We start from the raw sequence: 26,213 nt of genomic DNA on the forward strand, positions 1-26,213 counted from the left end.
GGGTGGTTAAAACGAGGTGTTGTACGAAACGTAGAAGGCGCGCGGCTTGCCCTCGAAGGGATAGCCATAGAAGTACTGCGGGCTGTTCAGCGCGATCTCGCCGCGCAGGAAGCGCGAGTCATAGCGACGGTTGCCGAAGCCGTAGCGCTCGGCATAGACCTTGTCGAAGACATTGGCGACGCGCAGCTGGAACTTGTGCTGCTTGTCCTCGCCCAGCCACAGGCCGATCGAGGCGTTCATCACGAAGTAGTTGCCGAAGTTGACGCGCAGCGAATTGTTGAGGCCGCCGGTCGAATATTCGGGGCCCTGGTAGCGCGGGAACAGCGTGACGTGGAAGGTCTTGTCGGGGCTGTTCCAGGCGAGCTGGCCGCCGATCATGTATTCGGGCGTCTCGTTGATCTGCAGCAGCGAACCGCGCAGACGCGCCTTCTGCTTGGTGAAGTTGACGTTGGCCGAGAGCGTCTCGCCCAGCCGCAGGTTGACGTCGGCGGTCAGGCCGCGGATCTCGGTGACCGCGGTGTTGTTGAAATAGGTGTTCACCGTCAGGCCCGAGGTGGTCTGGATGCGGTTGGTGATGTCGGTTTTGAACCAGCCGAGCTCGGCATCGAAGTAGACCCCGCCGAAGTCCTTGGCGAAGCCGGCGCCGAAGTTGAAGGTCTTGGTCGTCTCGGTCTTGAGATCGGGGTTGCCGACGATCGTTGCTTCCTGGCGGAACAGCTCGTTGGTCTTGGGCAGGCTGTACGAGGTGCCGCCGTTGCCGCGCAGGTAGAAATCACCCAGGCCCTGGCGGAAGCCGAACTTCCAGATCGTCTTGCTGCCGAAGCTGTCCGAGAAGTCGGTGCGCACGGCCAGCGAGAGCTTGGTGTCGGGGCTGAACGGCAGCACCGGGCGGAAATCGGCATAGAGCCCGGTCACGGTCTGGCGTTCGTCGTTGATCGGGAAGACCGGGTCGGAATCGTCCTTGTAGGACACCACCTGGACGCCCGCGACGACCTCGATCGCGTTGGGAATGTTGATCGTGTTGCGGAAGTTGAGCCCCATTTCCTGGAAGCCGCTGTTCTTCGAAGCGGCGCCGAAGCCCTGATTGGGCTTGGGGATCGAGCGGCCGGTCGAGAAGCCGAAGGGCACGATGCGCGTGGGCGTGGCGGGATCGGGGCAGCCCGCGCGGATCGCGCAGATCTCGGGCAGGGTCTCGGTGTTGTTGAGCAGCGGGTTCGACCAGTAGCCGGCGAGCTCGGTGAACAGCTTGTCCGACCAGCGGCGCTCGAAGGCGAAGTCGACGATCGGATAGCGCACCCGGTTGGGCGAGTAGGTCTCGGTGTCGGGGAAGGCGTCGAAGAACTCGATCTGCGTATACTGCGCGTTGAGTCGGAACTGGGTCTTCTCGTCGGGCTGGAACAGGTACTTCACGCCCACGTTGCTGCGGTTGAGCGGGTACTTCTGGATGCCGCCCGAAGCCGCGACGTTGTCGATGAAGTCCTCGGGCCGGAAGATGCGCGGGCCGTCGGTCTGGATCGAGCCGCCGTAGACCATGAAGCTGTGGCGCTTTTCCGGGTCGATCGCGAAGCGGGCGTTGCCCCAGATCTCGCGCGTATTGAACTCGCCGTACTGCGCGCCGAGCTCGACGCGGTTGGTGCCGTCGGGACGCTTGGTGACGAGGCTGATTACGCCGATGCCGCCGTTCGAGCCGAAGAACAGGCTGTTGCCGCCGCGGAACACTTCGGCGCGCTCGATCATGTGCGGGTCGATCGTGGTCGTGCCCCAGATCTCCTCGAGCGCGGGGCCGCGGTCGTAGAGCGGCACGCCGTCGAGCACGACCAGCGTGTCGCGGTCGCCGCCGCCGTCGAGGCGGATCGTGTATTCGCCTTCGTCGGGCGAATAGCCGACGTTGGCGCCCTTGATCAGGAACTGGGCGATCTCGGCGAAGTTGGTCGCGCCGGTCGCCTCGATCGCCGCGCGATCGACGATCTGGACGTTGTTGCCGAAGGTGATCGCCTCTGCCGCCTGCTGCGTGGCCTTCTCGCGCAGGCCGGTCACGACGATGTTCTCGCGATCCTGGTCGTCTGCCGCGTCGGCCGCAGCCTCGGCTTCGCCCGCCGCAGCGTGGGCGGCCGCCGGCAGGAAGCTGGTGGAAAGCAACAGCGCAAGCGCCGTCAAACGCAGGTTTGGCGTCTTCATGGTCTCTAGTCCCCGTTCCGTTGTTCAGCGACGGGCGCCCGATCCAAGGGTGCTCGTCCGCCGCTGTCGGAGTGCGACCTAGGCAGCGATTATGACGACTGAATGAAATTCACTCATTTTTGAGTTTCATGTTGCTAACCTTGCCGCACCCTGATTTTCACGATCCTGACACAATGCTATGCTGCATGGCCGGGCTGAGGGCGCGGGTGCCGGACGGGAAAGGTCATCGGAAAAAAGTGTCGATCGATAGCCAGGGTCTGCCGCCCGAATCGCCCACGGGCCACCGCCCGGTGGAGAACGCGCTCGCGAGAATCCGCACGTCTCTGCCGCAAATGTCGAAAATCGCGACGCGAGTCGCCGAATATGTCCTGGCCCATCCACAGGACGTGGTCGGCATGTCGATCACCGAGCTGGCCGACGCCGTCGATGCCAGCGAAGGCAGCGTGATCAACTTCTGCCGGGGAATCGGGCTCAGCGGTTTCCAGCAATTGAAATTGAGCCTGGCTCAGGAAATCGTCCAGCCGGTTCAGTTCATTCACGAAGACCTCGACCGCGACGACACGACCGGCACGGTCTGTCGCAAGGTGTTCCACTCGGGCATCCAGGCGCTCAGCGACACATTGTCGGTGCTCGATCCGGCCGCGCTGGCCCAGGCGGTCGAGACGATTCGCGCGGCGAAGCGCGTGGAGATCTACGGGATCGGCTCGTCGGCGCCGATCGCCGAGGACACGCATTATCGCATGCTGCGCATCGGCCTCGACGCGCGCGTGGTGATCGACAGCCACGTCCAGGCGATCTCGGCCTCGCGCTGCACCTCGGACGTCGCCGTGCTGACGATCTCGCACTCGGGCGCGACCAACGAGACGGTCGCCTCGACCAGGCTCGCGCGTGAGGCCGGGGCGAAGACGATCGTCATCACCAATTTCGGCCGCTCGCCGATCCAGGCCTATGCCGACACGGTGTTGTTCACGATGGCGCGCGAGACGCGCTTCCGTACCGAGGCCATGGCCAGCCGCATCGCCCAGCTCTGCGTGATCGACGCGCTGATCGCCGCGCTGGCCCTGGCCGACTACGACCGCTCGACCGACGCGCTGCGGCAGACTTTCGACGTGCTCTCGATCAAGCGCTTCTAGACCGTCGCCGACGTGCCGATGCGTGCGCAGGCGTCCTTGAGCTCCTGCGCCACGGCCATGACGCGCTCGCCCGAAGTGGCGCCGGAAAAGCCCATCAGCGACAGGACGAAGGCGACGCGGTCCTGCCGGTCGAACACGGGCGAGGACATCGAGGTCATCCAGTAGGCGCCTTGCGGATCGAGCGCGGTTTCGATCTCGAGCGGACGCTGCGCCGGATCGCGGACGTAGAGCCAATCTATGCCGCATTCGAGCCCGGCTTCGGGGAAGCGCTGGACGACGAACTGGAAGCGGTTCTCCCGCGCGAAGGCCATGCCCTCGCGCGTGCGTTTCTGCTCTTCGAGGCTCGGCCGCGGGTCGAGCGATTCGAACCAGGCGCTGACCTGGCGTTCGGTCGACCAGGCGAGGAATATGGAACCGAACGGCGGACGCAGCGGCCAGCGAGTCTCGCGGTTGGCCAGGCGGTTGACGTGCGAGATTGAGATCGCACGCTCGCGCAGGACCACGTCGCCGCCGTCGCGGAAGATCGCGGCGCAGACCGCGTCGTGGCGATGAGCGAGGACCTTCATCTCGGGCAGCGCGAGGTCGAGCGCGGTCGTGCCGAGGCTCGCCGCGCGGGCAAGCGCCGCCGCGGCGGGCCCCAGGACATAGAGCTTGTCGCGCGTGCGGTAGAGATAGCCGGCCTCGACCAGTTCGTTGACCAGGCCGTGACAGGTCGCCCGGTTCATCTTCAGCGCGGCGATCAGGTCGGTCAGCGAGAAGGCCTTGCCGGCGTTGCTGGCGAGGAGATCGAGCAGGGCGACGACACGCTGCGTGCCGGGGGACGGTCTGGCCATTAGTTTGCATATACAAATTTCAGTTTGCAATTGCGAACTAATTCGGTGGCTCTATTCTCCGCGGCAACGACCAAACCGGGAGATGCGGAAATGCTGGGCTCTTTGCCGATCGAGGCCGACCTGATGTTCGACAGGCCGCCGCCGGCGCCGTTCGACTGGGTGCGCGAGGGTACGTCCTACTGGCTGTTCGAGGAGAACGGCGCTTTCGGCATCCCGCGCAACGGCGTCGAGGCCGAGCCGCACAATTGGGACAGCCGCCGCTTCCAGGCGAACTTCGCCTTTCCCGACGGCCGCGTGCTGCGAAGCGTGGGGGTCGGCGCGGCCGTGCCGACCGTGGATGCCGCGGGCCAGCCGACGATCATGGGCGCGGGCCCGCTGACCTATCGCTGCATCGAGCCGTTCAAACGCTGGCTGGTCCAGTTCGACGGCATGGTCGTCGACACCCACGTCGCGCACCAGATCGGCCAGACCGTCGACGAGGAAAGGCTGGTCCCGCTCAAGTACGAGTTCGAGCTCGACATGGTCGTGCCGCCCAACGAGCAGGACATCTCGCCCGAGAAGTTCTTCACCTGGGGCAAGGGCAAGCAGCGCGATGCCGCCTCGGTCGGGCTCGGCTGGCGCTTCGAGCAGATGCTGCGCGGCGAGGGCGTTGTCGAGGTCGACGGCGTCAAGCGCACGGCGCGGGTCAATGGCAGCCGCATCAAGCGCCGCAGCGTGCGCACCGACGGCCTGTTCCTGCGCGGCCACGCCTGGCAGGCGGTGGTCTTCCCCGACGGCCGCGCCGCCGGCTACGAGGCGCGGCCCGTGCATGACGACGGCAACGAACCGTGGAACGAGGGCTTCGTCTACCAGGACGGCAGGATGTACCCGGCCAAGGCCACGAAAGTGCCCTGGCTCACGCATCTGCGCGAGAGCGGCGACGACGTCTCGTTCGAGCTCGAATCCGAACTCGGCACGACGCGCATCGAGGGTTTGACCGAAATGACGGTCTTCCAGGTCGCGCGCGGGCATCTCTGGGGCCTGGCGCTGAGTCAGAGCGGTGCGCGCTACACCTGGGATGGCGCGGTCGCATACGGCATGGTCGAGCGCTCCTCGACCTCGGTCGTCGGGCGTGATGGCTGAGGGGATGCCGGAGCAGATGGGACAGGACGTTTCGCCCGAGCAGATCGTCGCGCGCGCCATCGCGGCCGCGGGCACCGACGACTTCGGCGCCGACGGCTGGCAGGAGGGGCTGGCGCGCTCGCTCGCGGGTTTCGCGCGCGTACCGATGACCCCCGAGGCGCTGGCCACCCAGCATGGCAAGCTGGTCCACGATCTCGTCATGCGGCTGAAGATCGAGCAATGGTTCAAGGATCATCCCGAGACCGCCGACGAGCAGCTCGACGGCCAGGTCTTCGTCGTCGGCCTGCCGCGCACGGGGACGACCGCCATGGTCGGCATGATGGCGCTCGACGAGCGCTTCCGCTTCCTGCGCGCCTGGGAGGGTGCGAGCCCGATCCCGCCGCCCGTGGCGGGCGAGGAGGATGCCGACCCGCGCGTGATCGCGGCGCGCGGCGCGGTCGACTATACGATGGCGCACATGCACATCCGCGACGTCGACGGACCCGAGGAGGACCTGGCGATCCTCGCGGGCTTCGACATGAAGTCCTATCACGGCGTTCTGCCGATGCCCGACGACTACGTCGACTGGTGGCTGAATGCGGACTTCACCTCGTTCTACGCCTTGCACGAACGCCTGCTCAAGCTGCTGCAATCGCGGCGCAAGCCCGGCCTCTGGCTGCTCAAGTCGCCGCCGCACCTGTTCCGCCTCAAGGAGATCGCGACGCGCTATCCCAAGGCCAGGTTCGTCATGACGCACCGCGATCCGCGCAAGGTGATCGCTTCGGTTGCGAGCCTGCACTCGGCGCTGCACGAGGAACGCTGCCTGCCCGGTTCGATCGACCGCAAGGCGGTGGGGCCGCGCCATCTGGCGATCTGGGCCGAGGGCATGCGCCGCGCCCTGGCCGCGCGCGCCGAGATCGGCGAGCACCGCTTCGTCGACGTGCGCAACGACGAGGTGGTCCAGCGCCCGATCGAGACCTTCGAGCGGATCTACGACCATCTCGGCATGGATATGAACCCGGCGCTGCGCGCGCGGCTCGACGACTACAACAGCCGCAACGCGCCGGGCAATTTCGGCGCGCACCGCTATACGGCCGAGGAATATGGCCTGACCGACGCGGCGATCCGCGCCGAGTTCCGGGACTATGTCGAGCGTTTCGCGCTCTGATCCGCAGCCATCCGCCCGACGAAGGGTGAGATGATCAGCCGGTCGATAAAATCGGCCATCTCTTCGGCCGAATAGGCCTCGCCCTGGTCGAGCCACCAGGCGAGCGCGTCGATCGCCGATCCCGCGGCGCAGACGGTGCCGAGATCGACCGGCACCGAGGTCGGCTTGCCGTCGCCGTGCCGGCTCCACTCGCGCGCCTGACGCACGAATTCGGCGCGCACGCGGTAGCCGGCACCGCCGGTCAGCAGCGTGTGCCAGAGCGCGCGGCGCTCGAGCACGTAGCCGCAGAGCGAGCGCAGACCGGCGGCGCTGTCGGTGCGCTCGAAGGCGGGTACGGTCATGGCGAGCAGTTCGCGGATGAGTTCGCCCGCGACCTCGTCGAGCACTTCGACGGGCTGGGCATAGTGCCGGAAGAAGGTGGCGTAGCCGACCCCGGCGCGGACGGTCAGCTCGAGGATCTGGATCTCGTCGAAGGGCTTCTCCGCGAGCAGGTCGAGCATGGCCGCGCAGAGCGCTTCGCGCGTCTTGCGCTTGCGGGTGTCGCCCGAAAGACGAATTGCGCTAGGCATTTCTCAATGATCCATGATATATCATGGATCATAAGCTAGCACGGTATGGTCACGCGGACAAACGCCGACCGACCCCGAAACAGAGGAATGCCGAATGACCGCAGTGGCGCAGGAATGCCCGGTTCACCAGGGGCGCGACGATCGCAAATCGGCGAAGATCGCCGAGGCCAATCTCGCGCCGCAGCACGGCGCGCGCCCGGTCGGCTCCTTCGGCCTGTCGCGCGATCTGCTGCGCTCGTCCAAGGTGCGCCAGGCTGGCCCGGCGGGGTCGCCGACCGACGATGCCGAGATCAAGAATCCCGGCGAGGTCTCGTTCTTCTTCCTCGACGGTGAGGAGCACCGCAAGCGCCGTGCCGCGGTCGCCGGGCTGTTCGCGCCCAAGACGATCGTCACGCGCCACCAGGCGGTGATGACGAGCACGATGGATGATATCGTCGCCAAGCTGCGCGCGCGCGGCTCGGCGCCGCTCGACGAACTGTCCTGGCACATGGCCGTGGTCGTCGCCGCCGACATCATCGGCCTGACCGACAGCGATAGTACCGAGAACCTGGCCAACCGCGTCAAGGCCGTGCTCGATTCGTCGCTGAGCAAGAGCCGCGGCCCGCTCGGCAAGGTGGTCTTCATGATCCAGATGCTGACGCGCGTCGGCCGCTTCTGGAAGCAGGACATGGTCCCCGCGATCGCCGCGCGGCAGTTGGAGCCCAAGGACGACGTGATCTCCTACATGGTGAAGGAGAACTATTCGAAGAAGGGCATGATCATGGAGGCGCTGTCCTATGGCGGCGCCGGCATGATGACCACGCGCGAATTCATCGTCATGTGCGCCTGGCACCTGTTCGAGAAGCCCGCGCTGCGCGAGCGCTTCCTCGGTGGCGAGGAGGCCGACCAGTTCGCCATCTTGGAGGAGATCCTGCGGCTCGAGCCGGTGGCTTCGCTGCTCCACCGCCGTGCGGCCGAGGACATCGAGACCAAGGACGGCGCCATGGTGAAGAAGGGCGAGGTCGTCGCCGTGTCGATCCGCGACGCCAACACCGACGAGGCGATCACCGGCCCATGCCCCTTCGAGCTCGATCCCGATCGCGCCAAGCGGATGAAGGTCGTCGGCCCTTACATGAGTTTCAGCGACGGCCCGCACCGCTGCCCCGGCGCGCAGGTCGCGCTGCACGAGACGCGGATTTTCCTCGATCGCTTGTTCCGCCTGCCGGGCATCCGCATGGAGCGCGAGCCGGAGATCCTGTGGAGCCCGCAGATCCAAGGCTACGAACTGCGCGGCTGCGTCGTCGCCTGCGATCCCGCCTGAGACCAGCCATGGTTGCGATCACATTCATCGCCGCGGACGGCGCGGAGCGGACGATCGACGCGTCGGAAGACCTGTCGCTGATGGAGAACGCCGTCGGCAACGGTATCGAGGCGATCGAGGCCGTGTGCAGCGGCAATGCCTATTGCGGCACCTGCCGCGTCTATATCGATCCGGCCTGGCGCGGCGTGCTGGGCGAGGCGGGCGAGATCGAGCTACCGATGATCGAGGCCGCGGGCGACGAGACGCCGGGCGTGCGCCTGTCCTGCCAGATCACGGTGACGCCCGAACTCGATGGCCTGGTGGTACGCACCCCCGTCAGCCAGAGCTGAGAATCGTCGGGCCAGGAGCGGGGCGGCGCGACTTTCCTTGACTTTCGGCGGGCCAGTGCCTAGCTCGCCGGTTTCCCGCAGATTCTTGCCAGTGGAGTGCCCATGGCGCGCGTTACCGTCGAAGATTGCGTCGACAAGGTTCCCAACCGTTTCGATCTCGTCCTGCTTGCCGCGCAGCGTGCGCGTGAAATCTCGGGCGGCGCCGAGCTGACCATCGATCGCGACCGCGACAAGAACCCGGTCGTCGCCCTGCGCGAGATCGCCGACGAGACCGTGCGCCCGACGCACCTGCACGAGACGCTGGTCGGCTCGCTCCAGCGCGTCCTGCCCGACGACGACGACGAGGTCGATGAGATCGGCTCGCTCAGCCAGTCGGCCGAAGCGCTGCGCATCACCGCCGCGGCACCGGTGCGCAACACCTCGATCGGCGGCGACTACGACGGCTGAAGCTGGCGTCTTGCGCTGATATGAAAAAGGGCTCCGGGAAACCGGAGCCCTTTTTCATTCGGGCTCGGTCGGCGGATATTCGCGGCGGGTGTGCATCACGTTGAGGATTTCCACCGCATCGGCATCTGCATCAACGCGATAGACGATGATGTAGTTAGGATGGACTACAGCCTCTCGCGTGCTCTCACTTCGGCCCGAGCGGTACATGAACGGATGTTCGCTCAAGCGTTCCGCGCAAGCCTCGATTCGTTCCAAGAGGCCGTAGGCGGCGTTTGCATCACGCTCGCTAATATAGGCGAAGATAGAGCGAACATCCTGGCGTGCCTCGGGCCGCCAGATCAGTCTCACGTTTGGCCCGACTTTTCAGCAATCAAGGTCCGCAATTCCGCCATGACCTGATCATGCGGAATGCCCGGGCGAGTATCTGCCAGTGATTTCTCAACCTTGGCGCGAAACCACCGGTCGTAAGAGGCGGCCTGTTCCTCGGTCTCAAATTCTGAGACGATGGGCGAGAGCTTGGTCATGGCCTCAGAATACTCGCATCCGGGGCGCGAGCCAATACACGCGCCCCGGAATGCATCGGTTTCGGCTCAAACCAGAACTCAAACCCCCTGCGGCGAGGCGTCGCCCGCGTAGCGCTTGCCGGCCTTGGGCACGGCCGAGCCGCGCACCGGCGCGTTCTTGGTCGGGCCCTTGGACGTCTCGGGACGATCGATCCGGCCGTTGTCCATCAGCTCCTTGATCTCGTCGCCGGTCAGGGTCTCGAATTCGAGCAGGGCGTTGGCGAGCAGGTGCAGCTTGTCCTCGTTGGTCTTGAGGATTTCGGTCGCGCGGTGGTGCGCGCCATCGACCAGGGTGCGGATCTCGCTGTCGATCAGCTTGTTGGTCTCGTCCGAGGCGAACAGCCGGTGCGAGCCGCCCATGCCGAGGTAGCCTTCCTGCTGGTCCTCGTACTGCAACGGGCCGAGCTTGTCCGACATGCCCCACTTGGTGACCATGTTGCGCGCAAGACCGGTGGCGTACTGGATGTCCGACGAGGCACCCGACGAGACCTTGTCGTAGCCGAAGATGATTTCTTCGGCTACGCGGCCGCCCATCGAGACCGAGAGGTTCGCGTGCATCTTGTCGCGGTGGTACGAATAGGAATCGCGCTCGGGCAGGCGCATGACCATGCCGAGGGCGCGGCCGCGCGGGATGATCGTCGCCTTGTGGATCGGGTCCGAAGCCGGCTCGTTGACCGAGACGATCGCATGGCCCGCCTCGTGATAGGCGGTCATCTTCTTCTCTTCCTCGGTCATGACCATCGAACGGCGCTCGGCGCCCATCATGACCTTGTCCTTGGCGTCCTCGAACTCCTGCATCGCGACGAGGCGCTTGTTGCGGCGCGCGGCGAGCAGGGCGGCCTCGTTGACCAGGTTGGCGAGGTCGGCACCCGAGAAGCCCGGGGTGCCGCGCGCGATGACGCGCGGATTGACGTCGGGCGCCAGCGGCACCTTCTTCATGTGCACGGCGAGGATCTTCTCGCGGCCCTCGATGTCGGGCACCGGCACGACGACCTGGCGGTCGAAGCGGCCCGGGCGCAGTAGCGCGGGGTCGAGCACGTCGGGGCGGTTGGTCGCCGCGATGATGATGATGCCCTCGTTGGCTTCGAAGCCGTCCATCTCGACGAGGAGCTGGTTCAGGGTCTGCTCGCGCTCGTCGTTCGAATTGCCGAGGCCGTGGCCGCGGTGGCGGCCGACCGCGTCGATTTCGTCGATGAAGACGATGCAGGGCGCGTTCTTCTTGGCCTGGTCGAACATGTCGCGGACACGCGAAGCACCGACGCCGACGAACATCTCGACGAAGTCCGAGCCCGAGATGGTGAAGAACGGCACGCCGGCTTCACCCGCGATGGCGCGGGCGAGCAGCGTCTTGCCGGTACCGGGCGAGCCGACCAGCAGCGCACCCTTGGGGATCTGGCCGCCGAGCTTCGAGAAGCGCTGCGGATCGCGCAGGAATTCGACGATTTCCTCGAGCTCTTCGCGCGCCTCGTCGATGCCGGCGACATCGTTGAAGGTCACGCGGCCCTGGCGCTCGGTCAGCATCTTGGCCTTCGACTTGCCGAAGCCCATCGCGCCCGATCCGCCGCCCTTCTGGACCTGGCGCAGCGCGAAGAACGCGACGCCGAGGATCAGCATGAAGGGCAGGGCCTGGACGAGAATGTAGAGCAGCAGGTTCGGCTCTTCGGGCTGCTTGCCCGCGTACTTGACCTGGTTGTCCTGCAGCAGGGTGGGCAGGGTGGTGTCGTTGGGGATCGGGATCGTGCTGAAGCTGTCGCCGTTCTTGTACTTGCCGACGATGCGGTCCTCACCGATCTGGACTTCGGAGACCGTGCCTTCCGCGACCTTGGTGCGGAAATCGGAATAGCGGATCGAAGTGCCGACGTCGGTGCGGGCGCCGAACATCGAAACCACCATCAGGAGGGCGAGGAAGATGCCGCCCCATACGAGCAGGCTCTTGATCCAGGGGTTACCGTTGGGCTGGTCGTCGTTCATGATGCGCGTGAGATCCCTTTCGTGTCCCAATGTAGGCCACAAGGGCTGAATGGCAAGTTAGCGCGGGGCGATCAGTGTTATCGTCCGGGCGAATGATCGGGGTGTCGCACGACAGCCGAGCTGGGTGCCGCTATCCTTGCGCAAAAAGGGAGAGCTTCGATGCCGGTATCGACCGAGGACTACGTTGCCATCGCCGATCATCTCGCGCGCTATTGCTGGCACGTCGACGAGGGCAACGAGGAGGGCTGGATCGCGCTCTGGGCCGAGGATGCGGTCTTCGCCGGCGTGACGCCCGAACCCGTGACCGGCCGCGAGGCGCTGCGCCGGATCGTGCGGATGGGCCAGGCCAGCGGCCCCGGCAAGACGCGGCACATCGCCGCCAACCTGATGTGCGACTATCAGGAGGGCCGCGACCGCGTGCTCGCCAGCTACTACAACTACGTCACCAACTGGGCCGACGGCGCGAAGATGACGGTCCTGGCCACGTCGAAGGCGCAACTCGTGCGCAGCGGCGAGGGCTGGCTGATCCAGCGGCAGGATTCGGCAATGCTGGTGGCGTGAGCCGCGGTCGGCAGAAGGGCGGCCTTCTCGGACCGCCCTTCGCTTTCGTCAGGCCTTGAGCAGTTCGTAGTCCCCGGCGTCGTCGACGCGGGCCTTCCAGCCCGGGTAGACGACGATCGTGGTGAAGGTTTCCTCGATGATCGCCGGGCTCGCGACTTCGGTGCCGGGCGCGAGGTCCTTGCCGAGGTAGATCGGCGTCTCGGCGAAGCCCTGGCCGAGATTCGCGCGGCGCGTCTTCGCGGCCTGGGGCATCGCGCCATTGGGGGTGAAGCCACCCTTGGCCTGCGGCGAAGGCGTCGCCACCTGCGCGACGAGGCGCACACCGGAGATCTCGGGCACCTCGTGCTCGCGGATGTGGTTGTATTCGGCCATGTGGCGCTGGTTGAACAGCTCGATCGCATGGGCGCCGAAGCCCGCGTCGACGAACGACAGGTCGTGGAGCTTGCCGTCGGCCTTGTAGTCGAAGGTCAGCGAGAAGTTCTGCCCCGGATAGCGCATGTTGAGCTGGTACTGGATCGTCAGGTCGGCCGGGTTGAAGCCCGCGTCGCTGAAGTAGCGGTCGGCGCGCTTGGCGACATCGGTCCACAGCGCCTTGACCTTGTCTAGATCGAGCTCGGTGGCCTTGGCGATGTACGAGCGTTCCTCGTCGATCGTCGGATTGGCGACGAGCGTGCCGAGCGCCGAGAAGGTCGGCGAGGCCTTGGGGACGAGCACCTTGTTGATGCCCAGGTCCTCGGCCTGGATCGCGGCGAAGGCCGGGCCGTTGCCGCCATAGGCGAGCATGACCAGGTCCTTGGGGTCGATGCCCTTGCCCGCGGTGGTGCGGCGCACGCCCTGGCTCATGTTGGCATTGACCACGCGCCAGGCGTCGAAGGCCGCGTCTTCAGCGCCATAGCCCATCTCGTCGCCGAGCTTGGCGAAGGCCTCTTCGACGCCGTCGCGCTTGAGGCGGAACGAGCCGCCGGCGAAGCCCTCGTCGGTCGAGAGGATACCGAGCATGACCAGGGCGTCGGTGACCGTGGGGCTGGTGCCGCCGCGGCCGTAGCAGATCGGGCCGGGCTCCGAGCCGGCCGACTTCGGGCCGACCTGGAGCGCGCCGTTGTTGACGTTGACGATCGAGCCGCCGCCGGCGCCGAGCGTCTCCACCTTCACCATCGGCACGCCGATCAGGTAGCGGTGGTGCATGTTCCAGCCGGCTTCGGCCGGGGCCTGGCCGTCGACCACGACCGACATGTCATAGGACGTGCCGCCCATGTCGACGCAGAGCAGGTTCTTGTGGCCCTTGGCGACGCCTGCGTGGGCCGAGCCGATGACGCCGCCCGCGGGGCCCGAGGCGAGCACGCGGATCGGCGCGCCGTCGATGTATTCCTTGGTCATCACGCCGCCCGAGGCCTGCATGACCATAAGCTGGTTCTTGTAACCGCCTTCGGCGAGGCGCGTGACCAGCCGCTCGAGATAGGCGGTGACGCGCGGACCGCAGTAGGCGTTGACGATCGTCGTCGAGGTGCGATCGTATTCGGGCGCGCGGGGCAGGACCTCGTGGCTCGCCGAGATATAGGCGTTCTGGATTTCCTGGGTGACGATCTCCTTGGCGCGCTTCTCGTGCTCGGGATTGACGAAGGAGAACAGGAACGAGATCGCCACGGCCTCAACGCCCTGGAGGCGCAGCTTGCGGCACTGCTCGCGCAGTGCGTCCTCGTCGAGCGCCTGGTGGATCGAGCCGTCGTGCAGAATGCGCTCGGGCACGGTCAGGCGGCGGCGGCGCGGGGTGATCTGCTTGGGCGGCGCCAGGCGGACGTCCCAGATGTCTTCCTTGAATCCGCGGCGGTATTCGATCTCGTCGCGGAAGCCCTCGGTGGTGATCAGGCCCGTCAGCGCGCCGTTCATCTCGATCAGAGTGTTGTCGGCGACGGTCGTGCCGTGGACGATCGCCTCGCACTGGCCGAGGAAGTCGCGCAGCGACAGGCCTTCCTTCTCGGCCAGCTTGCCGAGGCCCTCGAGCACGCCGACCGACCGGTCTTCCGGGGTCGACAGGTTCTTGTGGAGGATGACCTCCGTGCCTTTCAAGAGCGCGAAATCGGTGAAGGTGCCGCCGATGTCGATGCCAACGCGATAGCTCATTGTAATCCCTTACCCCTGATCCTCCCCGGAACGGGGAGGGGGACCGCGCTGTGCAACAGCGTGGTGGAGGGGGCTTTCCGCGATATGCGGCGCCCGCCTGCCAACCCCCTCCACCATCCTGCGGATGGTCCCCCTCCCCGTGCCGGGGAGGATGATTGTTACTCGGCCGCCTGCGGCAGCAGGTCGCCCACGCCCATCTCGCGGCGCAGCGCCTCGGTGGCATCCCAGTCGACCGCGAGCGTGTACTCGGCCAGCGAACCGGTCAGCACCACGCCGTACTTGGCGCGCGCGGCTTCGAGGCTGACGTATTCGTCGAGCACGTCTTCCTTGACCTGCTCGGGATCGCGCAGCAGCGCGTGGCCGAAGCCGGCGCCGCCGCCGTGCTGGTAGGCGATGACCGCGCCGGTCGGCAGCAGGTCCTGTGCCGTGTGCTCGATCTTGCGCTCGTTCTCCGAACCGACCTCGAAGTGGTTCGAATAGGGGATCGCGTCGTCGCCGCCGCACATGCCGCGCAGCGGGTGGTCGGCCGAGACCATCCAGGCCATGGCCGAGGTCGGCTTGAGCACCTGCTTGACGTTGAGCGAGCCCGGCGAACCGCGCCACTGGCCGGCACCGCCACCGTCGGTGGTCATCTCGCGGCTGATGTTGAGAATCGGGAAGCGGCTTTCGGCGTCCTCGGCCTCGGACAGGATCAGGCTGCCGAGCGCGTTGGGGCACGAGCCCCAGCCGTCGATGCCCTGCACCGCCGAAACGTCCATCGAGCGGCAGTCGACGCCCTGGTCCATCCACATCATGCCCGCGTCGTCGAAGCCGATGACCGCGTTGGGCATGCCGATCTTGTAGAGCTGCGGCTGCGAGCGTTCGGGCGCGACGTTGCTGAGCGCGATGCAGACCGCCTCGGTGATTTCGCAGGCCGGGTGGAACGAGCCGAGCGCGGCCGGCTTGTTGGCCGGCGGTTGAGCGATGCAGCCCTCGGGGATGACGATCTCGACCGCGTCGAAGAAGCCCTCGTTCTTGACGATCGTCGGGTCCATCGCCGCGACGACCTGGGTCATCACGTAGGAGCGGCTGTTGGCGAAGGTGTTCCACACGCCGACGAGGTCCTGGCGGTCGTCGGTGCCGGTCAGGTCGACGGTCAGCTGGTCACCCGCGATCGTGCAGGTGACGTGGACCTTGATGTCCTTGGTGCCGGCGGTGTCGTGGTCGATCAGCACGGTCGCCTCGTAGGATCCGTCGGCCCACTTGGTCACTTCCTCGCGCACGCGCTTTTCGGTGTGCTCGATCGAGTGGTTGATCGCCGCCTTGATCGTGTCCGAGCCCCACTTGCCGATCAGCTCCTGCAGCATGCGGTTGGCATACTGGACGCCGCCGATCATCGCCGCGAGATCGCCCGCGAAAGTGGCGAAGCGGTTGTTGCGCGTGACCATGTCGAACACGTCGCGGCGCAGCTCGCCGCGGTGGACCAGCTTGAGGCAGGGCAGGACCAGGCCTTCGGTGAAGATGTCCTTGGCGTCGAGCGAGAAGCCGCCGGGGTCCTTGCCGCCGGTGTCGCCCTGGTGCGCCTGCAGGGTCTGGATGCAGATCAGCTCGCCCTTGTCGTCGTAGACCGGGCCGTAGACGCAGTAGTCGGGCAGGTGGCCGCCGCCGTGATCGGGATCGTTGGCGACGAAGATGTCGCCCGGGCCCCAGTCGTAGCGGTCCTGGTTCATCAGGCCCCAGCGCGTCTCCATCTGATTGACGAAGGTCAGGTGCGGGGTGCCGACCGCGCCCATGGCCAGGCGGCCGTGCGCGTCGACGATCGCGGCGTTGCGCTCGTTCGACTGGTTGATGATCGGCGACGAGGCAGCGCGGCCGAGGAAGGTCGCGGACTCGAAGCAGACGGTCTCGAAAGCGCCGCGGATGATGTCGGCGGTGACCTGGTCGATCGTCACCGTCGTCGGCAGCGGGTCGCGCTTGGCGGCAAGCTTGCGGTTGAGCTCGTAGGACATGGCGTGTGATCCTCTCTCCCGGGCGTTTCACGCCACGGATATACCCGCCGCATAAGCTAGCACGCGGTGGGCCTTCTCGACAGAGCGCGCGGCCGGGCAGGCAGATTGTGAAAGGGGCGGCGTATTCCCTTGCGCGGTCCCCTGATCTAGGCAGGCGGCGCGATCGAACCAACACAAGAGGGCCCCGGTGACGCCAGTCCATCCCGTCTATGCCGCCATGGGCACGACGATCTTCGAGCAGATGTCGGGCCTGTCGCGCGAACTGGGGGCGATCAACCTGGGGCAGGGCTTTCCCGACGAGCCTGGCTCGCCCGATCTGATCGCGGCGGCGGCGCGAGCGCTGACCGAGAAATCGAACCAGTACCCGCCGAGCCCCGGCCTGCCCGAACTGCGCGACGCCGTGGCCGGGTTCTATGCGCGTCGGCAGGGACTGAACCTGCGCCGCGAAGAGGTGATCGTGACTTCGGGGGCGACCGAGGCTCTGGCGGCGGCCTTGCTGGCGCTGGTGCGACCGGGCGACCAGGTCGTGCTATTCCAGCCGGCCTACGATGCCTATGCGCCGCTGGTCGAAAGGGCGGGCGGGGAGCCTGTCTCGGTGGCCTTGTCCCCGCCCGCCTGGGCCTATGATGCGGGCAAGCTTGAGGAGACATTAACGGCGCGAACGCGTCTGCTGATCCTCAACGATCCGCTGAATCCCGCGGGATCCGTGGCCAGCGAGGCCGAACTCGCGGCGATCGCCGAAGTCTGCCTGCGGCGCGATCTGTGCGCGATCTGCGACGAGGTGTGGGAGGATGTCCGCTTCGACGGTGTCGGGCACCGCTCGCTGCTCGACTTTCCGGGCATGGCGGAGCGCGTGGTCAAGATCGGCTCGGCGGGCAAGATCTTCGGGCTCACCGGCTGGAAGATCGGGTGGATGTGCGCGCGCGGAGAGCTGGCGACGGCGCTGGGACGTGCGCACCAGTTCCTGACCTTCACCTCGCCGCCGGCGCTGCAATGGGCCGTGGCCGAAGGACTGGCGAAGCCCGATGCGTGGTTTGCCGAACAGAACGGCGGCTGGGCGGCCTCGCGCGAGCGGCTGGCCGCGGGCCTGGCCGAGGCGGGCTATGTCGTGCTGCCCAATGCCGCGACCTGGTTCCTCTGCGTCGACCTGCCGGCTTCGGGCGTGACGCTCGACGACCGGACTTTCAGCGCGCGCGCGGTGCGCGAGGCCGGTGTCGCCTCGATCCCGGTTTCCGCGCTGTTCGATGGCGTCGACGATCTCGGCGGGCCGCGCCATGTCGTGCGGTTCTGCTTCACCAAGCCCGATGCCGTGCTCGACGAAGCGGTGGCGCGACTGGCGGCCTTTCGTCGCAAAGTCATCGAAGAACGGGTTTAGATGCTGGCATGCGGGCAAGATTTACAATAACTTCCGTGGCGGAATTCCCGTCAGAGGAGGTCGCACGAAAGACATGAGGGAGACTGCCTACGGGGCGTGTGCCGATGCGGAGGCGCTTTGTGATCCGACGCCGTCTAGGCTTACCATAGCCATGGCTTGGGTCGCAGCACGACAGGCCCGAAATCGCGTTCTCGATTCGTCGCTTTTTGCCGACCCCGCTTGGGACATGCTGTTGGATCTCTATATCTGTCATGCCCAGAACAGGCCGGAGACGATCAGCGACGCCTGTGTCGCTTCGGGCGTTCCGCCGACGACGGCGCTGCGTTGGATCAGCATTCTAGAAAGCCGAAACCTGGTCGAGCGCTCGCGTGATCCGAAGGATCGGCGGCGCACTTTCCTGCACCTTACGCCCGAAGGATTGCGGAAGATGGAGGATGCGCTGGATGCCGCCTCTGACAGCGATGCGCGCCTGGGATTGGGCCGACTGCGAGCGGTGAGATAGCACGATGCCATTCTACGACTACAACTGCCTGTCCTGCGACCACCGGTTCGAGGTGCTGCAGAAGCTCAGCGATCCGGCGCCGGCGCGATGCCCTGCCTGCGGTCACGAACGCGTGGAAAAGGCGGTGTCGGCCCCGGCAATCCAGTCGTCTGGTGGCGGTGGCCACGTCCACGGCCCCAACTGCCGGCACTAGCCGGTCAGGCGTTGAGCCCGCCGTTGACGCTGATGATCTGGCCGGTGATCTTCGCCGCACCGGGGCCGCACAGAAATACGGTCATCGGCGCGATGTCGGCCGCGGTCGGCAGGCCCAGGCCGGCGCGCTTGGCGGCGGTCTCCATCCGCTCCGATCCCATCAACGCCGCGGTGCGGCTTTCCAGGACGTAGCTCGGCGCGATCGCGTGGACCCGGATGCCGTCGCGCGCGGCTTCGACCGCGAGGTTGCGGACGAAGCCGATCTCGGCCGCACGTGCGGCGCCGACGATCGTCTGGCGCGGCGCGGCGAACTTGCCGGCGTCGGAGATGAAACCGACCAGGGTGCCGCCGCGCTCGGCCAGATGCGGATAGGCGGCGTGGGCCAGGCGCTGGAACCAGGCGGCCGAGAGGTCGTAGAAGGCGGCGTAGTGTTCGGGTGTGGTGTCCTTGAATAGGCCGGTGAGCCGGCCCTCGCGCGGCCCGGTCGAGACGCAGTCGATCACCGCGTCGATCCGCCCGAACTTCGCCGCCGCCGCGGCGACGATGGTCTGTGCGGCATCGGGCTGGGCAACGTCGCCAACAACGAAATCCGCCGGGGCGCCCAATCGCGCGACCAGTTCGCTCAGTTTCGCGGCGTCGCGTCCCTGAACGATGACGCGCCAGCCCTGGGCCGCGGCTTCGCGCGCCACTTCGGCGCCGACCGAACCGGTGCCGCCGGCCACGAGCATGACCGGCGCGAGCTCACTCGCCGCCATCGTCGATCTGTCCGCGCATGTCATCGGGGGCAAGGTCGGAGAAGCGCGTGATCCGTGCCTCGAAGCGCATGCGCACGCGGCCGGTCGAACCGTGGCGCTGCTTGGCCACGATCAGTTCGGCGAGGCCGGTGACCTGTTCCATCTTGGCGCGCCATTCCTCCCACTTCGCGTGGACGTCGGGCGGATCGGTTTCGAGCGGATACTTGGGCTCGGTCGCGTTGACGTAATAGTCCTCGCGGAACACGAACCAGACCATGTCCGCGTCCTGCTCGATCGAGCCCGATTCACGCAGGTCCGACAGCATCGGCCGCTTGTCCTCGCGCTGCTCGACCGCACGGCTTAGCTGAGACAGCGCGATCACCGGGCAGGACAGTTCCTTGGCCAGGGTCTTGAGGCCGCGGCTGATCTCCGAGATCTCGTTGACGCGGTTGTCGTTGGCGCGGCCGGTGCCCTGGAGCAGCTGCAGGTAGTCGACCACGATCAGGCCGATGTTGTGCCGGCGCTTGAGGCGGCGTGCGCGGGCGCGCAGGCCGGCGATGGTCAAGGCCGGGGTGTCGTCGATGAACAGCGGCAGTTCGGCCAGGCGCTGGCTGGCGTAGGACAGCTGCTGGAAGTCCTCGCGGCTGATCTTGCCCATGCGCAGCGCTTCGGAGCTGATGCCCGACTGCTCGGCGAGGATACGCGTGGCGAGCTGGTCGGCGCTCATTTCGAGGCTGAAGAAGGCCGTCGCGGCGCCGATCGACTGTTCGTCGGGAATGCCGTCGGCGCGGTCGCGGCGCATGCGGTCGGCGGCGTTGAAGGCGATGTTGGTGGCGAGCGAGGTCTTGCCCATGCCCGGACGCCCGGCGAGGATGATCAAGTCGGAATCGTGCAGGCCGCCGATCTTCTGGTTGACCGAGGTCAGACCCGTGGTCTTGCCCGAGACGTGACCGCCCGAATTGAGCGCCTTCTCGATGCCGGCGATGGCGACGCGCGTGGCCTGGGCGAAGCCCTTGGCCTCGTTCGAGGTGCCGGCGCCTTCGGCGACCTTGTAGAGCGAAGCTTCGGCGCGCTCGATCTGGTCCATCGGCGCGACCGATTCGGACGTGTCCATCGCGCCTTCGACGAGGCCGCGGCCGACCGAGACGAGCTCGCGCAGCAGGGCGAGGTCATAGATCTGCTCGGCCAGTTCGCGCGGGGCGAGCAGGCCCTGGCCGTCGGCGGTGAGCCGCGCGAGGTAGGACAGGCCGCCGAGCTCCTTGAGGCCCTCGTCCGATTCGAAATAGGGGCGCAGGGTCACCGGCGTGACCACGGCGGCGCGGTCCATCAGCTGGGTGACGCGCTCGAAGATGCGCGCATGCGCGGGCTCGAAGAAATGCGCCGGGCTGATCTGCACCGGCAGCTCTTCCATCACGCGGTTGTCGATCAGCACCGCGCCGAGAAAGGCGGCCTCGGCCTCGACGTTCGCGGGCAGGGTGCGGATAGCCGCATCGGGTTCGCGGGTGAGGGCGGCCAGGTCGGTCATAAGCCGCCGTCAATGCGCTCTTGCTGACTCGCGGGCAAGCATTGTTGCGACAGGTTTTCATCCACAGCCTGTTGATGATACGCGCGGACTTGCCGCGCCGTGTTGCATTTGCGAATGCTGCGGACGGAATGACGCGCATCACGCACATCGAACTCGACGAGGCCACGATCCTGTGGCGCAACGCCGATATCGAGCAGGAGCGGCGGATCGCGATCTTCGACCTCAAGGAAGAGAACGTTTTCCGCCCCTTGCGCGCGCATGCTGCGGGGCAGGAGGGGCCTTACCACCTGCGCCTCTCGGTCAACGATGGCCGGCTGGTGCTCGAGATTTCGAACGAGCAGGGGCTGCCGGTCGAGACGCTGGTGCTCGGCCTCGGGCGCTTCCGCCGCCCGATCCGCGAATATTTCGCGATCTGCGATTCCTATTACCAGGCGATCCGCAAGGCGACCGCGACCGAGATCGAGACGATCGACATGGCCCGCCGCGGCATCCACAACGAGGCGGCCGAGATGCTGCTCGAACGGCTCGAGGGGAAGGTGGAAACCGACTTCGCCACGGCCCGACGCCTCTTTACCCTGATCTGCGTGCTGCATATCAGGGGCTAGGGATCGAATACGGGACGTTTGAATGGCCAGGAAGGCGAGCAGCCGCACCCAGTTGCGTGTGCTGGGCGCGCTCATACTCATAGCGCTGGTGGGCGGGATCTACGGCTGGTGGCACCTGCATCACTGGCGGCCCGAGCGTTCGATCTATCGCGTCCAGGGCGTCGAGATCGGCGTCGACGACGGTGACGTCGATTGGCGCGCGATCAAGGCGATCGGCGCGGACTTCGTCTATATCGACGCCAGCGCCAGCGCTTTCGCGCGCGACCCGGCCTTCACCCGCAACCTCGCCGGCGCGCGCGGTGCCAAGCTCCAGGTCGGCGCGCTCCACCGCTACGATCCCTGCCAGCCGGCCGATCGCCAGGCGGCGAACTTCGTCACGGTCGTGCCGCGCGACCCGACGATGCTGCCGCCCGCGGTCGAGCTCGACCGGCTGGCCGACGACTGCCCGGTCAAGGTCAGCGATGCTGCGATCCAGAGCGAGCTGACCACTTTCCTCAACCAGGTCGAGACGCACACCGGCAAGCCCTCGCTGCTCAAGCTTACCGAGCGGTTCGAGGCACGCTATCATGTGGCCAACACGATCGATCGCAACGTCTGGCTGGTGCGCAACCGCTTCCAGCCCGACTATGCCGGAAGGCCGTGGACCCTGTGGACCGCGAACGACGCGTTCTCCAACGAAGCCAGCGGGGCCGATTTGCGATGGGTGGTGCTGCAACCGTGAGTGTGATGCCTGACCAGGACGCGCTGATCGCCGCCGCCCGCGAGGCCGCGACGCGGGCCTATGCGCCCTATTCGGAATTCCACGTCGGCGCGGCTTTGGCCTTCGCCGACGGTTCGGTGGTCACCGGCAGCAATGTCGAGAACGCCAGCTACGGCCTCGCGCTCTGCGCCGAGACCGTGGCCGTGGCCTCGGCGATGAACGCGGGCACGCGCGGCGGGCTGGTCGCGGTGGCGGTGATCGGCGGCAAGGCCGGCGGTCCCCCGGCGACGGTCACGCCCTGCGGCCGCTGCCGCCAGGTGCTCAACGAACTCGCCCAACTCGGCGGCACCGATCCGGTGATCTGGTGCGCGGGCGGGGCGGAGGTGCTCGAGCTGCGCCTGTCGGACCTGCTGCCGCACGCCTTCGGCCCGGCCAACCTCGCCTAGAGGCAACTCGGCCCGTGCGCGGGACATTGTCTGCGCGCTGATTTCTGCCCATCCTGACCTCGACGATGGACATGCGCGTGCGGCCGATTAAAAGGTCTCATACGTATCAATATAACCGAGAGGACGGATCGTGACGGACATCAGCGGCAAGGCGGCAGTGGTCACCGGTGGCGGCAGCGGCATCGGCATGGGGCTGGCCAAGGAACTGGCCCGGCAGGGCGCCTCGGTGGTCGTGGCCGACATCATCCTGACCAATGCCGAGACCGTCGCCGAGGCGATCAAGGCGGCCGGCGGCAAGGCCGTGGCGATCGAGTGCGACGTCACCGACCGCGATTCGGTCCGCCGTCTCAAGGACCAGGCTGTCGCCGCCTTCGGGCCGATCCAGCTGGTCTTCGCCAATGCCGGCGCGACCTCGTTCGATCCGCTGGTCGACATGTCCGACGACGACGTCGAGTGGATCGTCGACGTCAACCTGATGGGGGTGATGCGCACGACCCGCGCCTTCCTGCCCGACATGATCGCGGTGGGCGGCGGGCACATCTGCGCGACGGCGTCGATGGCGGGGCTGCTGCCCGGCTGGATCCCGACGCACGCGCCCTATTCGGCGGCCAAGGCCGGGATCATCGGCCTGATGATGAACCTGTCGCTCGAACTGAAGGAGCACGGCATCCACACGACCTCCTACTGTCCGGGCGGCGTCGCCACGGGGATGAAGGTCAACAATGCCAGGTACCGCCCCGCGAAGTTCGGCGGGCCGGGCGAGGGCGACGTCCACGTCAGCAAGGAATCGGGCGACGTCGCCGCCAGCCAGGCCTTCTACACGCCCGAGGCCGTGGCGCCGATGGTGCTCGACGCGGTCAGGCACAACCGTGCCTTCGCCTTCGATCATCCCGAGCAGCGCATCCATTTCCGCAACACCTATTCGGGCGTGGTCGAGGCCTGTTACGACGCCACCCAGGCCTGGGAAGACGCGCACGGCACGCCCGAGGCCAATCCGCACGGCGCGATGCTGCTCAATCCGACGGGCGCATAAGGCGTAGGCGGGGCGAGCCCTTTTGCGAACGGGTCGCAGTCCCTATAGAGGGGGCATGTTCAATGACCTCTCCTCGCCTGCCGCCTTCTTGGCCACCCGCCGTTCGGGCAAGCCGCGCGACATGATCGCGCCCGGGCCCGCCGCGGCGCAGTTGCACCGCATCCTCGCCGCCGCGACGCGCGTGCCCGATCACGGCAAGCTCGCGCCCTGGCGCTTCGTGGTGATAACCCCCGACAAGCGCGACGCCTTCGCCGCGCTGCTCCAGCGTGCGCTGCGCGATGACAAGCCCGAGCCCAGCGAGCGCGAGATCGCCGCGGCCGAGGATTTCGCGCGGACCGCGCCCGTGCTCGTGGTCGCGGTCTCGGCGCCCGATCGGGCTGCGAAAATCCCGCTCTGGGAGCAGGAACTCTCGGCCGGCGCGGCGTGCATGAACCTGCTCAATGCTGCCCATGCCGAGGGCTTCGTCGGCGGCTGGCTGACCGAATGGCCGGCCTTTTCCGATAGGGTGCGCACGGCTTTCGCGCCGAGCGATCGACCCGAGGCGAAGATCGCGGGCTTCATCTTCCTCGGCACGCCGAGCCGCGAGCTGCAGGAGCGCCCGCGGCCGGACTATGCCGACGTGGTCTCGGAGTGGCAGGGGTGAAGCAGGTTTCCTTCCCCCTCGATGGGGGAAGGATGCGAAGACTTGGCAGCTTGCTGCCTAGTCGTAGCTGGATGGGGGTGATTATGCCGGCGGGCGCTGCGCTTGCCGGAGAGTCCACCCCTACCCAACTCCGACTAGGCCGCTTCGCGACCAAGTCTCCGTATCCCTCCCCCATCGAGGGGGAGGAAGCGATAGCTCAATCCCCGTCGAGCAGGTTGCCGAGGCCGCCGAGGATCGAACCCTCGCCGCGGTTCTGGCCGCCGCTCGAGCCGGCGGCGGCGAGCATGCGGCCGGCCAGGCGCGCGAAGGGCAGCGACTGGATCCAGACCTTGCCCGGACCGCGCAGCCGCGCGAAGAACAGGCCTTCGCCGCCGAACAGCATCGAACGCACGCCGCCCGCGCCGATCACGTCGAAGTCGACCGAGGGTGTGAAGGCGGCGATGCAGCCGGTGTCGACGTGAAGCTCCTCGCCCGGAGCCAGTTCGCGCTCGACGATCGTGCCGCCCATCTGGACGAAGACCCAGCCGTCGCCTTCGAGCTTCTGCATGATGAAGCCTTCGCCGCCGAACAGGCCGGTCAGGATCTTGCGCTGGAAGTGGATGCCGATCGACACGCCCTTGGCCGCGGCGAGGAACGAGTCCTTCTGGCAGATCAGGGTGCCGCCGTAGTCGGACAGCTTGATCGGCAGGATCGCGCCGGGGACCGGGGCCGAGAAGGCGACGCGCGCCTTGCCCTGGCCCTGGTGCGTGAAGACCGTGGTGAACAGGCTCTCGCCGGTGACCAAGCGCTTGCCCGCGCCGAGCAGCTTGCCCATGAAGCCGCCGCCCTGATCGCCGCTGCCGTCGCCGAACACCGTGGTCATGGCGACGCTGGCATCCTTCCACACCATTGCGCCGGCTTCGGCCACGGCGCTCTCGCCGGGATCGAGCTCGATCTCGAGGAACTGGAGCTCCTGGCCCTTGATCTCGAAATCGATGTCGTCCGAAACGTTGGCGTTGCGGCTGTGGTGGGACCAGGGGCTCGACGACATGGAGTGCTCCTCAGCAGGGAAATGTGCGGAGCCGTGTATCGAGGAATGCGGTGACGGGAAAGCGACAGGTCAGGCGGTTGTCGCATCCTGACGCACCCGCGTCGGCGAGGCGGCGAACCAGCGCTGGCAGCTGCGCGTCATGACCGACTGCTCGGCGAAACCCAACCTTTCGGAAATGCGCAGGAAATCGAGCCGCGTCTGGCGCAGGTAGTAGAGCATCATGTCGCGCCGGACCTCGTCCTTGATCTTCTGGAAGGCGGTGCCCTCGGCGCGCAGCTTGCGGTGCAGGGTGCGCGGATGGAGGTGCAAAGCCGCCGCGATCGACTCGTTGGTGCACAGGCCCGTGCCGAGGTGCTGCATCACCAGCCCGCGAACCTCGGCGTGGAGCGGCGGGCGCTGGTGCGGGAAGGCGCTGTCGATGAAGGCGGCGACGCGGGCGAAGGCCTCGGCATCGGGCTCGACCACCGGCGCAGCGAGATCGGCGGCGGAGAAGCGCACCCCGTCCTCGTTCTGGCCGAAGCGAACCTCGCAGCCGAAGTGGCGGCGATAGGCGCGCAGCGGCAGCAAGGGCTGGTGGCGGAAGTGGACGCGGCGCACGCGGGCATGGCCACCGGTGATCTCGAGCGCGGCGAGATGGCCGATGAGGATGATCTGCTCGACGAGCTGGGTCTTCACCGGCACGCCTTCGAGCAGGATGTCGTGGGCCGAGAACAGCCCGCCATCGGCCAGCCGCGTCACCCGGATCCGCGCGGCGAGGCTGTGCGCATAGGCGTGTTCGCTGACATAGGTCAGCGCCTCGCCGAAGGTGCGCGAGTTCTTCATCGCCAGCCCCAGCGGGCCGAACATGCCGCCGCCGCCCTGCCGGTGTGCCAGCCGCAGGCCGAGGTCGGGACAGCGCAGTTCGCTCGCAGCCAGTTCGAGCAGGTGGATCGCCTGGCGATAGGTCGCTTCGGTGGCGTCGATCGTCGCGATGCCGGCGCGTCGCAGCAGGTCCTGCGGATCCCCGCCGAGCTCTTCGACGAGCTCAGGGAAGTGCCGCAGCATCTGCGCATGGACGGTGTCGAAGATCTCGGTCACGGCTTGGCTATCCTCGTCACGAGCCCGAGCCTATTTGTCCAAATCGGTCAAGCGTTGCCTGCATGGCTGCGCGTAAGCTCCCGCGACGT

The 26,213-nt window shown here is 67.0% G+C and carries 27 protein-coding genes; 15 read left to right on the forward strand and 12 right to left on the reverse strand.

The features are described 5' to 3' along the window. Positions 1-6: 6 nt before the first annotated feature. Positions 7-2,178: a TonB-dependent receptor plug domain-containing protein gene (locus OLX23_RS11465; protein ID WP_264445127.1), complete on the reverse strand. Its 2,172-nt coding sequence runs from the start codon at positions 2,176-2,178 to the stop codon at positions 7-9. 236 nt (positions 2,179-2,414) lie between these two features. On the opposite strand from OLX23_RS11465, the gene OLX23_RS11470 reads away from it, so the two are divergent. Next, positions 2,415-3,311: a MurR/RpiR family transcriptional regulator gene (locus OLX23_RS11470; RefSeq protein ID WP_264445128.1), complete on the forward strand. Its 897-nt coding sequence runs from the start codon at positions 2,415-2,417 to the stop codon at positions 3,309-3,311. On the opposite strand, the gene OLX23_RS11475 is transcribed toward OLX23_RS11470, so the two are convergent. Then, positions 3,308-4,144: a helix-turn-helix domain-containing protein gene (locus OLX23_RS11475; protein ID WP_264445129.1), complete on the reverse strand. Its 837-nt coding sequence runs from the start codon at positions 4,142-4,144 to the stop codon at positions 3,308-3,310. The genes OLX23_RS11470 and OLX23_RS11475 overlap by 4 nt on opposite strands. A gap of 90 nt (positions 4,145-4,234) precedes the next feature. Between OLX23_RS11475 and OLX23_RS11480 the strand changes: the two genes are divergently transcribed. Further along, entirely contained in the window at positions 4,235-5,266 is a 1,032-nt protein-coding gene (locus OLX23_RS11480; RefSeq protein WP_264445130.1) for a hypothetical protein, read from the forward strand. Between the two features lie 16 nt (positions 5,267-5,282). After that, positions 5,283-6,413: a sulfotransferase family protein gene (locus tag OLX23_RS11485; RefSeq protein WP_264445131.1), complete on the forward strand. Its 1,131-nt coding sequence runs from the start codon at positions 5,283-5,285 to the stop codon at positions 6,411-6,413. Here OLX23_RS11485 and OLX23_RS11490 read toward each other — a convergent pair. Further along, complete coding sequence (locus tag OLX23_RS11490) at positions 6,389-6,982, reverse strand: TetR/AcrR family transcriptional regulator (protein WP_264445132.1); 594 nt, start codon at positions 6,980-6,982, stop codon at positions 6,389-6,391. The two genes, OLX23_RS11485 and OLX23_RS11490, sit on opposite strands and share 25 nt — an antisense overlap. Before the next feature lie 94 nt (positions 6,983-7,076). Here OLX23_RS11490 and OLX23_RS11495 point away from each other — a divergent pair, with 94 nt between their 5' ends. The 3 genes from OLX23_RS11495 to rpoZ all read left to right on the forward strand — a co-directional run bounded on the left by OLX23_RS11495 (position 7,077) and on the right by rpoZ (position 9,058). Continuing rightward, positions 7,077-8,282 carry a cytochrome P450 gene (locus OLX23_RS11495; RefSeq protein ID WP_264445133.1) on the forward strand — a complete coding sequence of 402 codons (1,206 nt, stop codon included), beginning with the start codon at positions 7,077-7,079 and terminating at the stop codon, positions 8,280-8,282. Positions 8,283-8,290: 8 nt separating this feature from the next. After that, entirely contained in the window at positions 8,291-8,611 is a 321-nt protein-coding gene (locus tag OLX23_RS11500; RefSeq protein ID WP_264445134.1) for a 2Fe-2S iron-sulfur cluster-binding protein, read from the forward strand. Between the two features lie 102 nt (positions 8,612-8,713). Next, positions 8,714-9,058 (forward strand): DNA-directed RNA polymerase subunit omega, encoded by a 345-nt coding sequence (gene rpoZ, locus OLX23_RS11505; protein WP_264445135.1) that lies wholly within the window; start codon positions 8,714-8,716, stop codon positions 9,056-9,058. 54 nt (positions 9,059-9,112) lie between these two features. Here the strand turns inward: rpoZ and OLX23_RS11510 are convergent, their stop codons facing one another. From OLX23_RS11510 to ftsH, 3 genes are all read right to left on the reverse strand, one after another. Then, on the reverse strand, positions 9,113-9,406 hold the full coding sequence (locus OLX23_RS11510; RefSeq protein WP_264445136.1) for a type II toxin-antitoxin system RelE/ParE family toxin: 294 nt from the start codon (positions 9,404-9,406) through the stop codon (positions 9,113-9,115). Continuing rightward, entirely contained in the window at positions 9,403-9,582 is a 180-nt protein-coding gene (locus OLX23_RS11515) for a stability determinant (protein ID WP_264445137.1), read from the reverse strand. The genes OLX23_RS11510 and OLX23_RS11515 overlap by 4 nt, the downstream gene beginning before the upstream one ends. 78 nt (positions 9,583-9,660) lie before the next feature. Then, entirely contained in the window at positions 9,661-11,592 is a 1,932-nt protein-coding gene (gene ftsH, locus OLX23_RS11520; protein ID WP_264445138.1) for an ATP-dependent zinc metalloprotease FtsH, read from the reverse strand. Between the two features lie 159 nt (positions 11,593-11,751). On the opposite strand from ftsH, the gene OLX23_RS11525 reads away from it, so the two are divergent. Further along, entirely contained in the window at positions 11,752-12,153 is a 402-nt protein-coding gene (locus OLX23_RS11525) for a nuclear transport factor 2 family protein (protein WP_264445139.1), read from the forward strand. Between the two features lie 48 nt (positions 12,154-12,201). On the opposite strand, the gene OLX23_RS11530 is transcribed toward OLX23_RS11525, so the two are convergent. Together OLX23_RS11530 and OLX23_RS11535 are read right to left on the reverse strand one after the other, a co-directional pair. Further along, positions 12,202-14,274, reverse strand: coding sequence for a hydantoinase/oxoprolinase family protein (locus tag OLX23_RS11530; RefSeq protein ID WP_264445140.1), 2,073 nt, complete (start codon positions 14,272-14,274; stop codon positions 12,202-12,204). Positions 14,275-14,432: 158 nt separating this feature from the next. Next, positions 14,433-16,262, reverse strand: coding sequence for a hydantoinase B/oxoprolinase family protein (locus tag OLX23_RS11535; RefSeq protein WP_264445141.1), 1,830 nt, complete (start codon positions 16,260-16,262; stop codon positions 14,433-14,435). 187 nt (positions 16,263-16,449) lie between these two features. Between OLX23_RS11535 and OLX23_RS11540 the strand changes: the two genes are divergently transcribed. From OLX23_RS11540 to OLX23_RS11550, 3 genes are all read left to right on the forward strand, one after another. Then, on the forward strand, positions 16,450-17,637 hold the full coding sequence (locus OLX23_RS11540) for an aminotransferase (RefSeq protein ID WP_264445142.1): 1,188 nt from the start codon (positions 16,450-16,452) through the stop codon (positions 17,635-17,637). 151 nt (positions 17,638-17,788) lie between these two features. Further along, positions 17,789-18,139: a winged helix DNA-binding protein gene (locus tag OLX23_RS11545; RefSeq protein WP_264445143.1), complete on the forward strand. Its 351-nt coding sequence runs from the start codon at positions 17,789-17,791 to the stop codon at positions 18,137-18,139. A gap of 4 nt (positions 18,140-18,143) precedes the next feature. Next, positions 18,144-18,332, forward strand: coding sequence for an FmdB family zinc ribbon protein (locus OLX23_RS11550; RefSeq protein WP_264445144.1), 189 nt, complete (start codon positions 18,144-18,146; stop codon positions 18,330-18,332). 4 nt (positions 18,333-18,336) lie between these two features. Here the strand turns inward: OLX23_RS11550 and OLX23_RS11555 are convergent, their stop codons facing one another. Beyond that, complete coding sequence (locus OLX23_RS11555; RefSeq protein WP_264445145.1) at positions 18,337-19,086, reverse strand: SDR family NAD(P)-dependent oxidoreductase; 750 nt, start codon at positions 19,084-19,086, stop codon at positions 18,337-18,339. Next, entirely contained in the window at positions 19,073-20,590 is a 1,518-nt protein-coding gene (locus OLX23_RS11560; protein WP_264445146.1) for a replicative DNA helicase, read from the reverse strand. Before OLX23_RS11560 ends, OLX23_RS11555 begins: the two co-directional genes overlap by 14 nt. Before the next feature lie 128 nt (positions 20,591-20,718). On the opposite strand from OLX23_RS11560, the gene OLX23_RS11565 reads away from it, so the two are divergent. From OLX23_RS11565 to OLX23_RS11585, 5 genes are all read left to right on the forward strand, one after another. Beyond that, positions 20,719-21,195, forward strand: coding sequence for a UPF0262 family protein (locus tag OLX23_RS11565; RefSeq protein ID WP_264445147.1), 477 nt, complete (start codon positions 20,719-20,721; stop codon positions 21,193-21,195). A gap of 22 nt (positions 21,196-21,217) precedes the next feature. Next, a complete protein-coding gene (locus OLX23_RS11570; RefSeq protein WP_264445148.1) occupies positions 21,218-21,916 on the forward strand; it encodes a glycoside hydrolase family 25 protein in 699 nt (232 codons plus the stop codon). Between the two features lie 5 nt (positions 21,917-21,921). After that, the gene (locus OLX23_RS11575; RefSeq protein WP_413629831.1) at positions 21,922-22,341 is read left to right on the forward strand and encodes a cytidine deaminase; all 420 of its coding nucleotides are present in this window, start codon (positions 21,922-21,924) and stop codon (positions 22,339-22,341) included. Between the two features lie 130 nt (positions 22,342-22,471). Continuing rightward, the gene (locus OLX23_RS11580) at positions 22,472-23,374 is read left to right on the forward strand and encodes an SDR family NAD(P)-dependent oxidoreductase (protein WP_264445150.1); all 903 of its coding nucleotides are present in this window, start codon (positions 22,472-22,474) and stop codon (positions 23,372-23,374) included. A 55-nt stretch (positions 23,375-23,429) separates the two neighbouring features. Further along, positions 23,430-24,017 (forward strand): nitroreductase, encoded by a 588-nt coding sequence (locus OLX23_RS11585; protein ID WP_264445151.1) that lies wholly within the window; start codon positions 23,430-23,432, stop codon positions 24,015-24,017. 196 nt (positions 24,018-24,213) lie between these two features. Here OLX23_RS11585 and OLX23_RS11590 read toward each other — a convergent pair whose 3' ends face one another. Together OLX23_RS11590 and OLX23_RS11595 are read right to left on the reverse strand one after the other, a co-directional pair. Further along, on the reverse strand, positions 24,214-25,047 hold the full coding sequence (locus OLX23_RS11590; protein WP_264445152.1) for a TIGR00266 family protein: 834 nt from the start codon (positions 25,045-25,047) through the stop codon (positions 24,214-24,216). A gap of 69 nt (positions 25,048-25,116) precedes the next feature. Further along, positions 25,117-26,124, reverse strand: a complete 1,008-nt coding sequence (locus OLX23_RS11595; RefSeq protein ID WP_264445153.1) for an AraC family transcriptional regulator ligand-binding domain-containing protein — start codon at positions 26,122-26,124, stop codon at positions 25,117-25,119. Positions 26,125-26,213 lie beyond the last annotated feature (89 nt).

Origin of the sequence: Novosphingobium sp. JCM 18896, from assembly GCF_025938095.1 — a bacterium.
Classification (GTDB): domain Bacteria; phylum Pseudomonadota; class Alphaproteobacteria; order Sphingomonadales; family Sphingomonadaceae; genus Novosphingobium.

What these genes read in the sequence shown, in the direction of transcription:
- OLX23_RS11555 (WP_264445145.1), bottom strand. Translation starts at nt 19,086, where the DNA reads ATGGCGGCGAGTGAGCTCGCGCCGGTCATGCTCGTGGCCGGCGGCACC.
- OLX23_RS11525 (WP_264445139.1), top strand. Translation starts at nt 11,752, where the DNA reads ATGCCGGTATCGACCGAGGACTACGTTGCCATCGCCGATCATCTCGCG.
- OLX23_RS11590 (WP_264445152.1), bottom strand. Translation starts at nt 25,047, where the DNA reads ATGTCGTCGAGCCCCTGGTCCCACCACAGCCGCAACGCCAACGTTTCG.
- OLX23_RS11515 (WP_264445137.1), bottom strand. Translation starts at nt 9,582, where the DNA reads ATGACCAAGCTCTCGCCCATCGTCTCAGAATTTGAGACCGAGGAACAG.
- OLX23_RS11480 (WP_264445130.1), top strand. Translation starts at nt 4,235, where the DNA reads ATGCTGGGCTCTTTGCCGATCGAGGCCGACCTGATGTTCGACAGGCCG.
- OLX23_RS11500 (WP_264445134.1), top strand. Translation starts at nt 8,291, where the DNA reads ATGGTTGCGATCACATTCATCGCCGCGGACGGCGCGGAGCGGACGATC.
- OLX23_RS11465 (WP_264445127.1), bottom strand. Translation starts at nt 2,178, where the DNA reads ATGAAGACGCCAAACCTGCGTTTGACGGCGCTTGCGCTGTTGCTTTCC.
- OLX23_RS11490 (WP_264445132.1), bottom strand. Translation starts at nt 6,982, where the DNA reads ATGCCTAGCGCAATTCGTCTTTCGGGCGACACCCGCAAGCGCAAGACG.
- OLX23_RS11570 (WP_264445148.1), top strand. Translation starts at nt 21,218, where the DNA reads ATGGCCAGGAAGGCGAGCAGCCGCACCCAGTTGCGTGTGCTGGGCGCG.
- rpoZ (WP_264445135.1), top strand. Translation starts at nt 8,714, where the DNA reads ATGGCGCGCGTTACCGTCGAAGATTGCGTCGACAAGGTTCCCAACCGT.
- OLX23_RS11545 (WP_264445143.1), top strand. Translation starts at nt 17,789, where the DNA reads ATGGCTTGGGTCGCAGCACGACAGGCCCGAAATCGCGTTCTCGATTCG.
- OLX23_RS11560 (WP_264445146.1), bottom strand. Translation starts at nt 20,590, where the DNA reads ATGACCGACCTGGCCGCCCTCACCCGCGAACCCGATGCGGCTATCCGC.
- OLX23_RS11495 (WP_264445133.1), top strand. Translation starts at nt 7,077, where the DNA reads ATGACCGCAGTGGCGCAGGAATGCCCGGTTCACCAGGGGCGCGACGAT.
- OLX23_RS11575 (WP_413629831.1), top strand. Translation starts at nt 21,922, where the DNA reads ATGCCTGACCAGGACGCGCTGATCGCCGCCGCCCGCGAGGCCGCGACG.
- OLX23_RS11585 (WP_264445151.1), top strand. Translation starts at nt 23,430, where the DNA reads ATGTTCAATGACCTCTCCTCGCCTGCCGCCTTCTTGGCCACCCGCCGT.
- OLX23_RS11535 (WP_264445141.1), bottom strand. Translation starts at nt 16,262, where the DNA reads ATGTCCTACGAGCTCAACCGCAAGCTTGCCGCCAAGCGCGACCCGCTG.
- ftsH (WP_264445138.1), bottom strand. Translation starts at nt 11,592, where the DNA reads ATGAACGACGACCAGCCCAACGGTAACCCCTGGATCAAGAGCCTGCTC.
- OLX23_RS11550 (WP_264445144.1), top strand. Translation starts at nt 18,144, where the DNA reads ATGCCATTCTACGACTACAACTGCCTGTCCTGCGACCACCGGTTCGAG.
- OLX23_RS11475 (WP_264445129.1), bottom strand. Translation starts at nt 4,144, where the DNA reads ATGGCCAGACCGTCCCCCGGCACGCAGCGTGTCGTCGCCCTGCTCGAT.
- OLX23_RS11530 (WP_264445140.1), bottom strand. Translation starts at nt 14,274, where the DNA reads ATGAGCTATCGCGTTGGCATCGACATCGGCGGCACCTTCACCGATTTC.
- OLX23_RS11565 (WP_264445147.1), top strand. Translation starts at nt 20,719, where the DNA reads ATGACGCGCATCACGCACATCGAACTCGACGAGGCCACGATCCTGTGG.
- OLX23_RS11485 (WP_264445131.1), top strand. Translation starts at nt 5,283, where the DNA reads ATGGGACAGGACGTTTCGCCCGAGCAGATCGTCGCGCGCGCCATCGCG.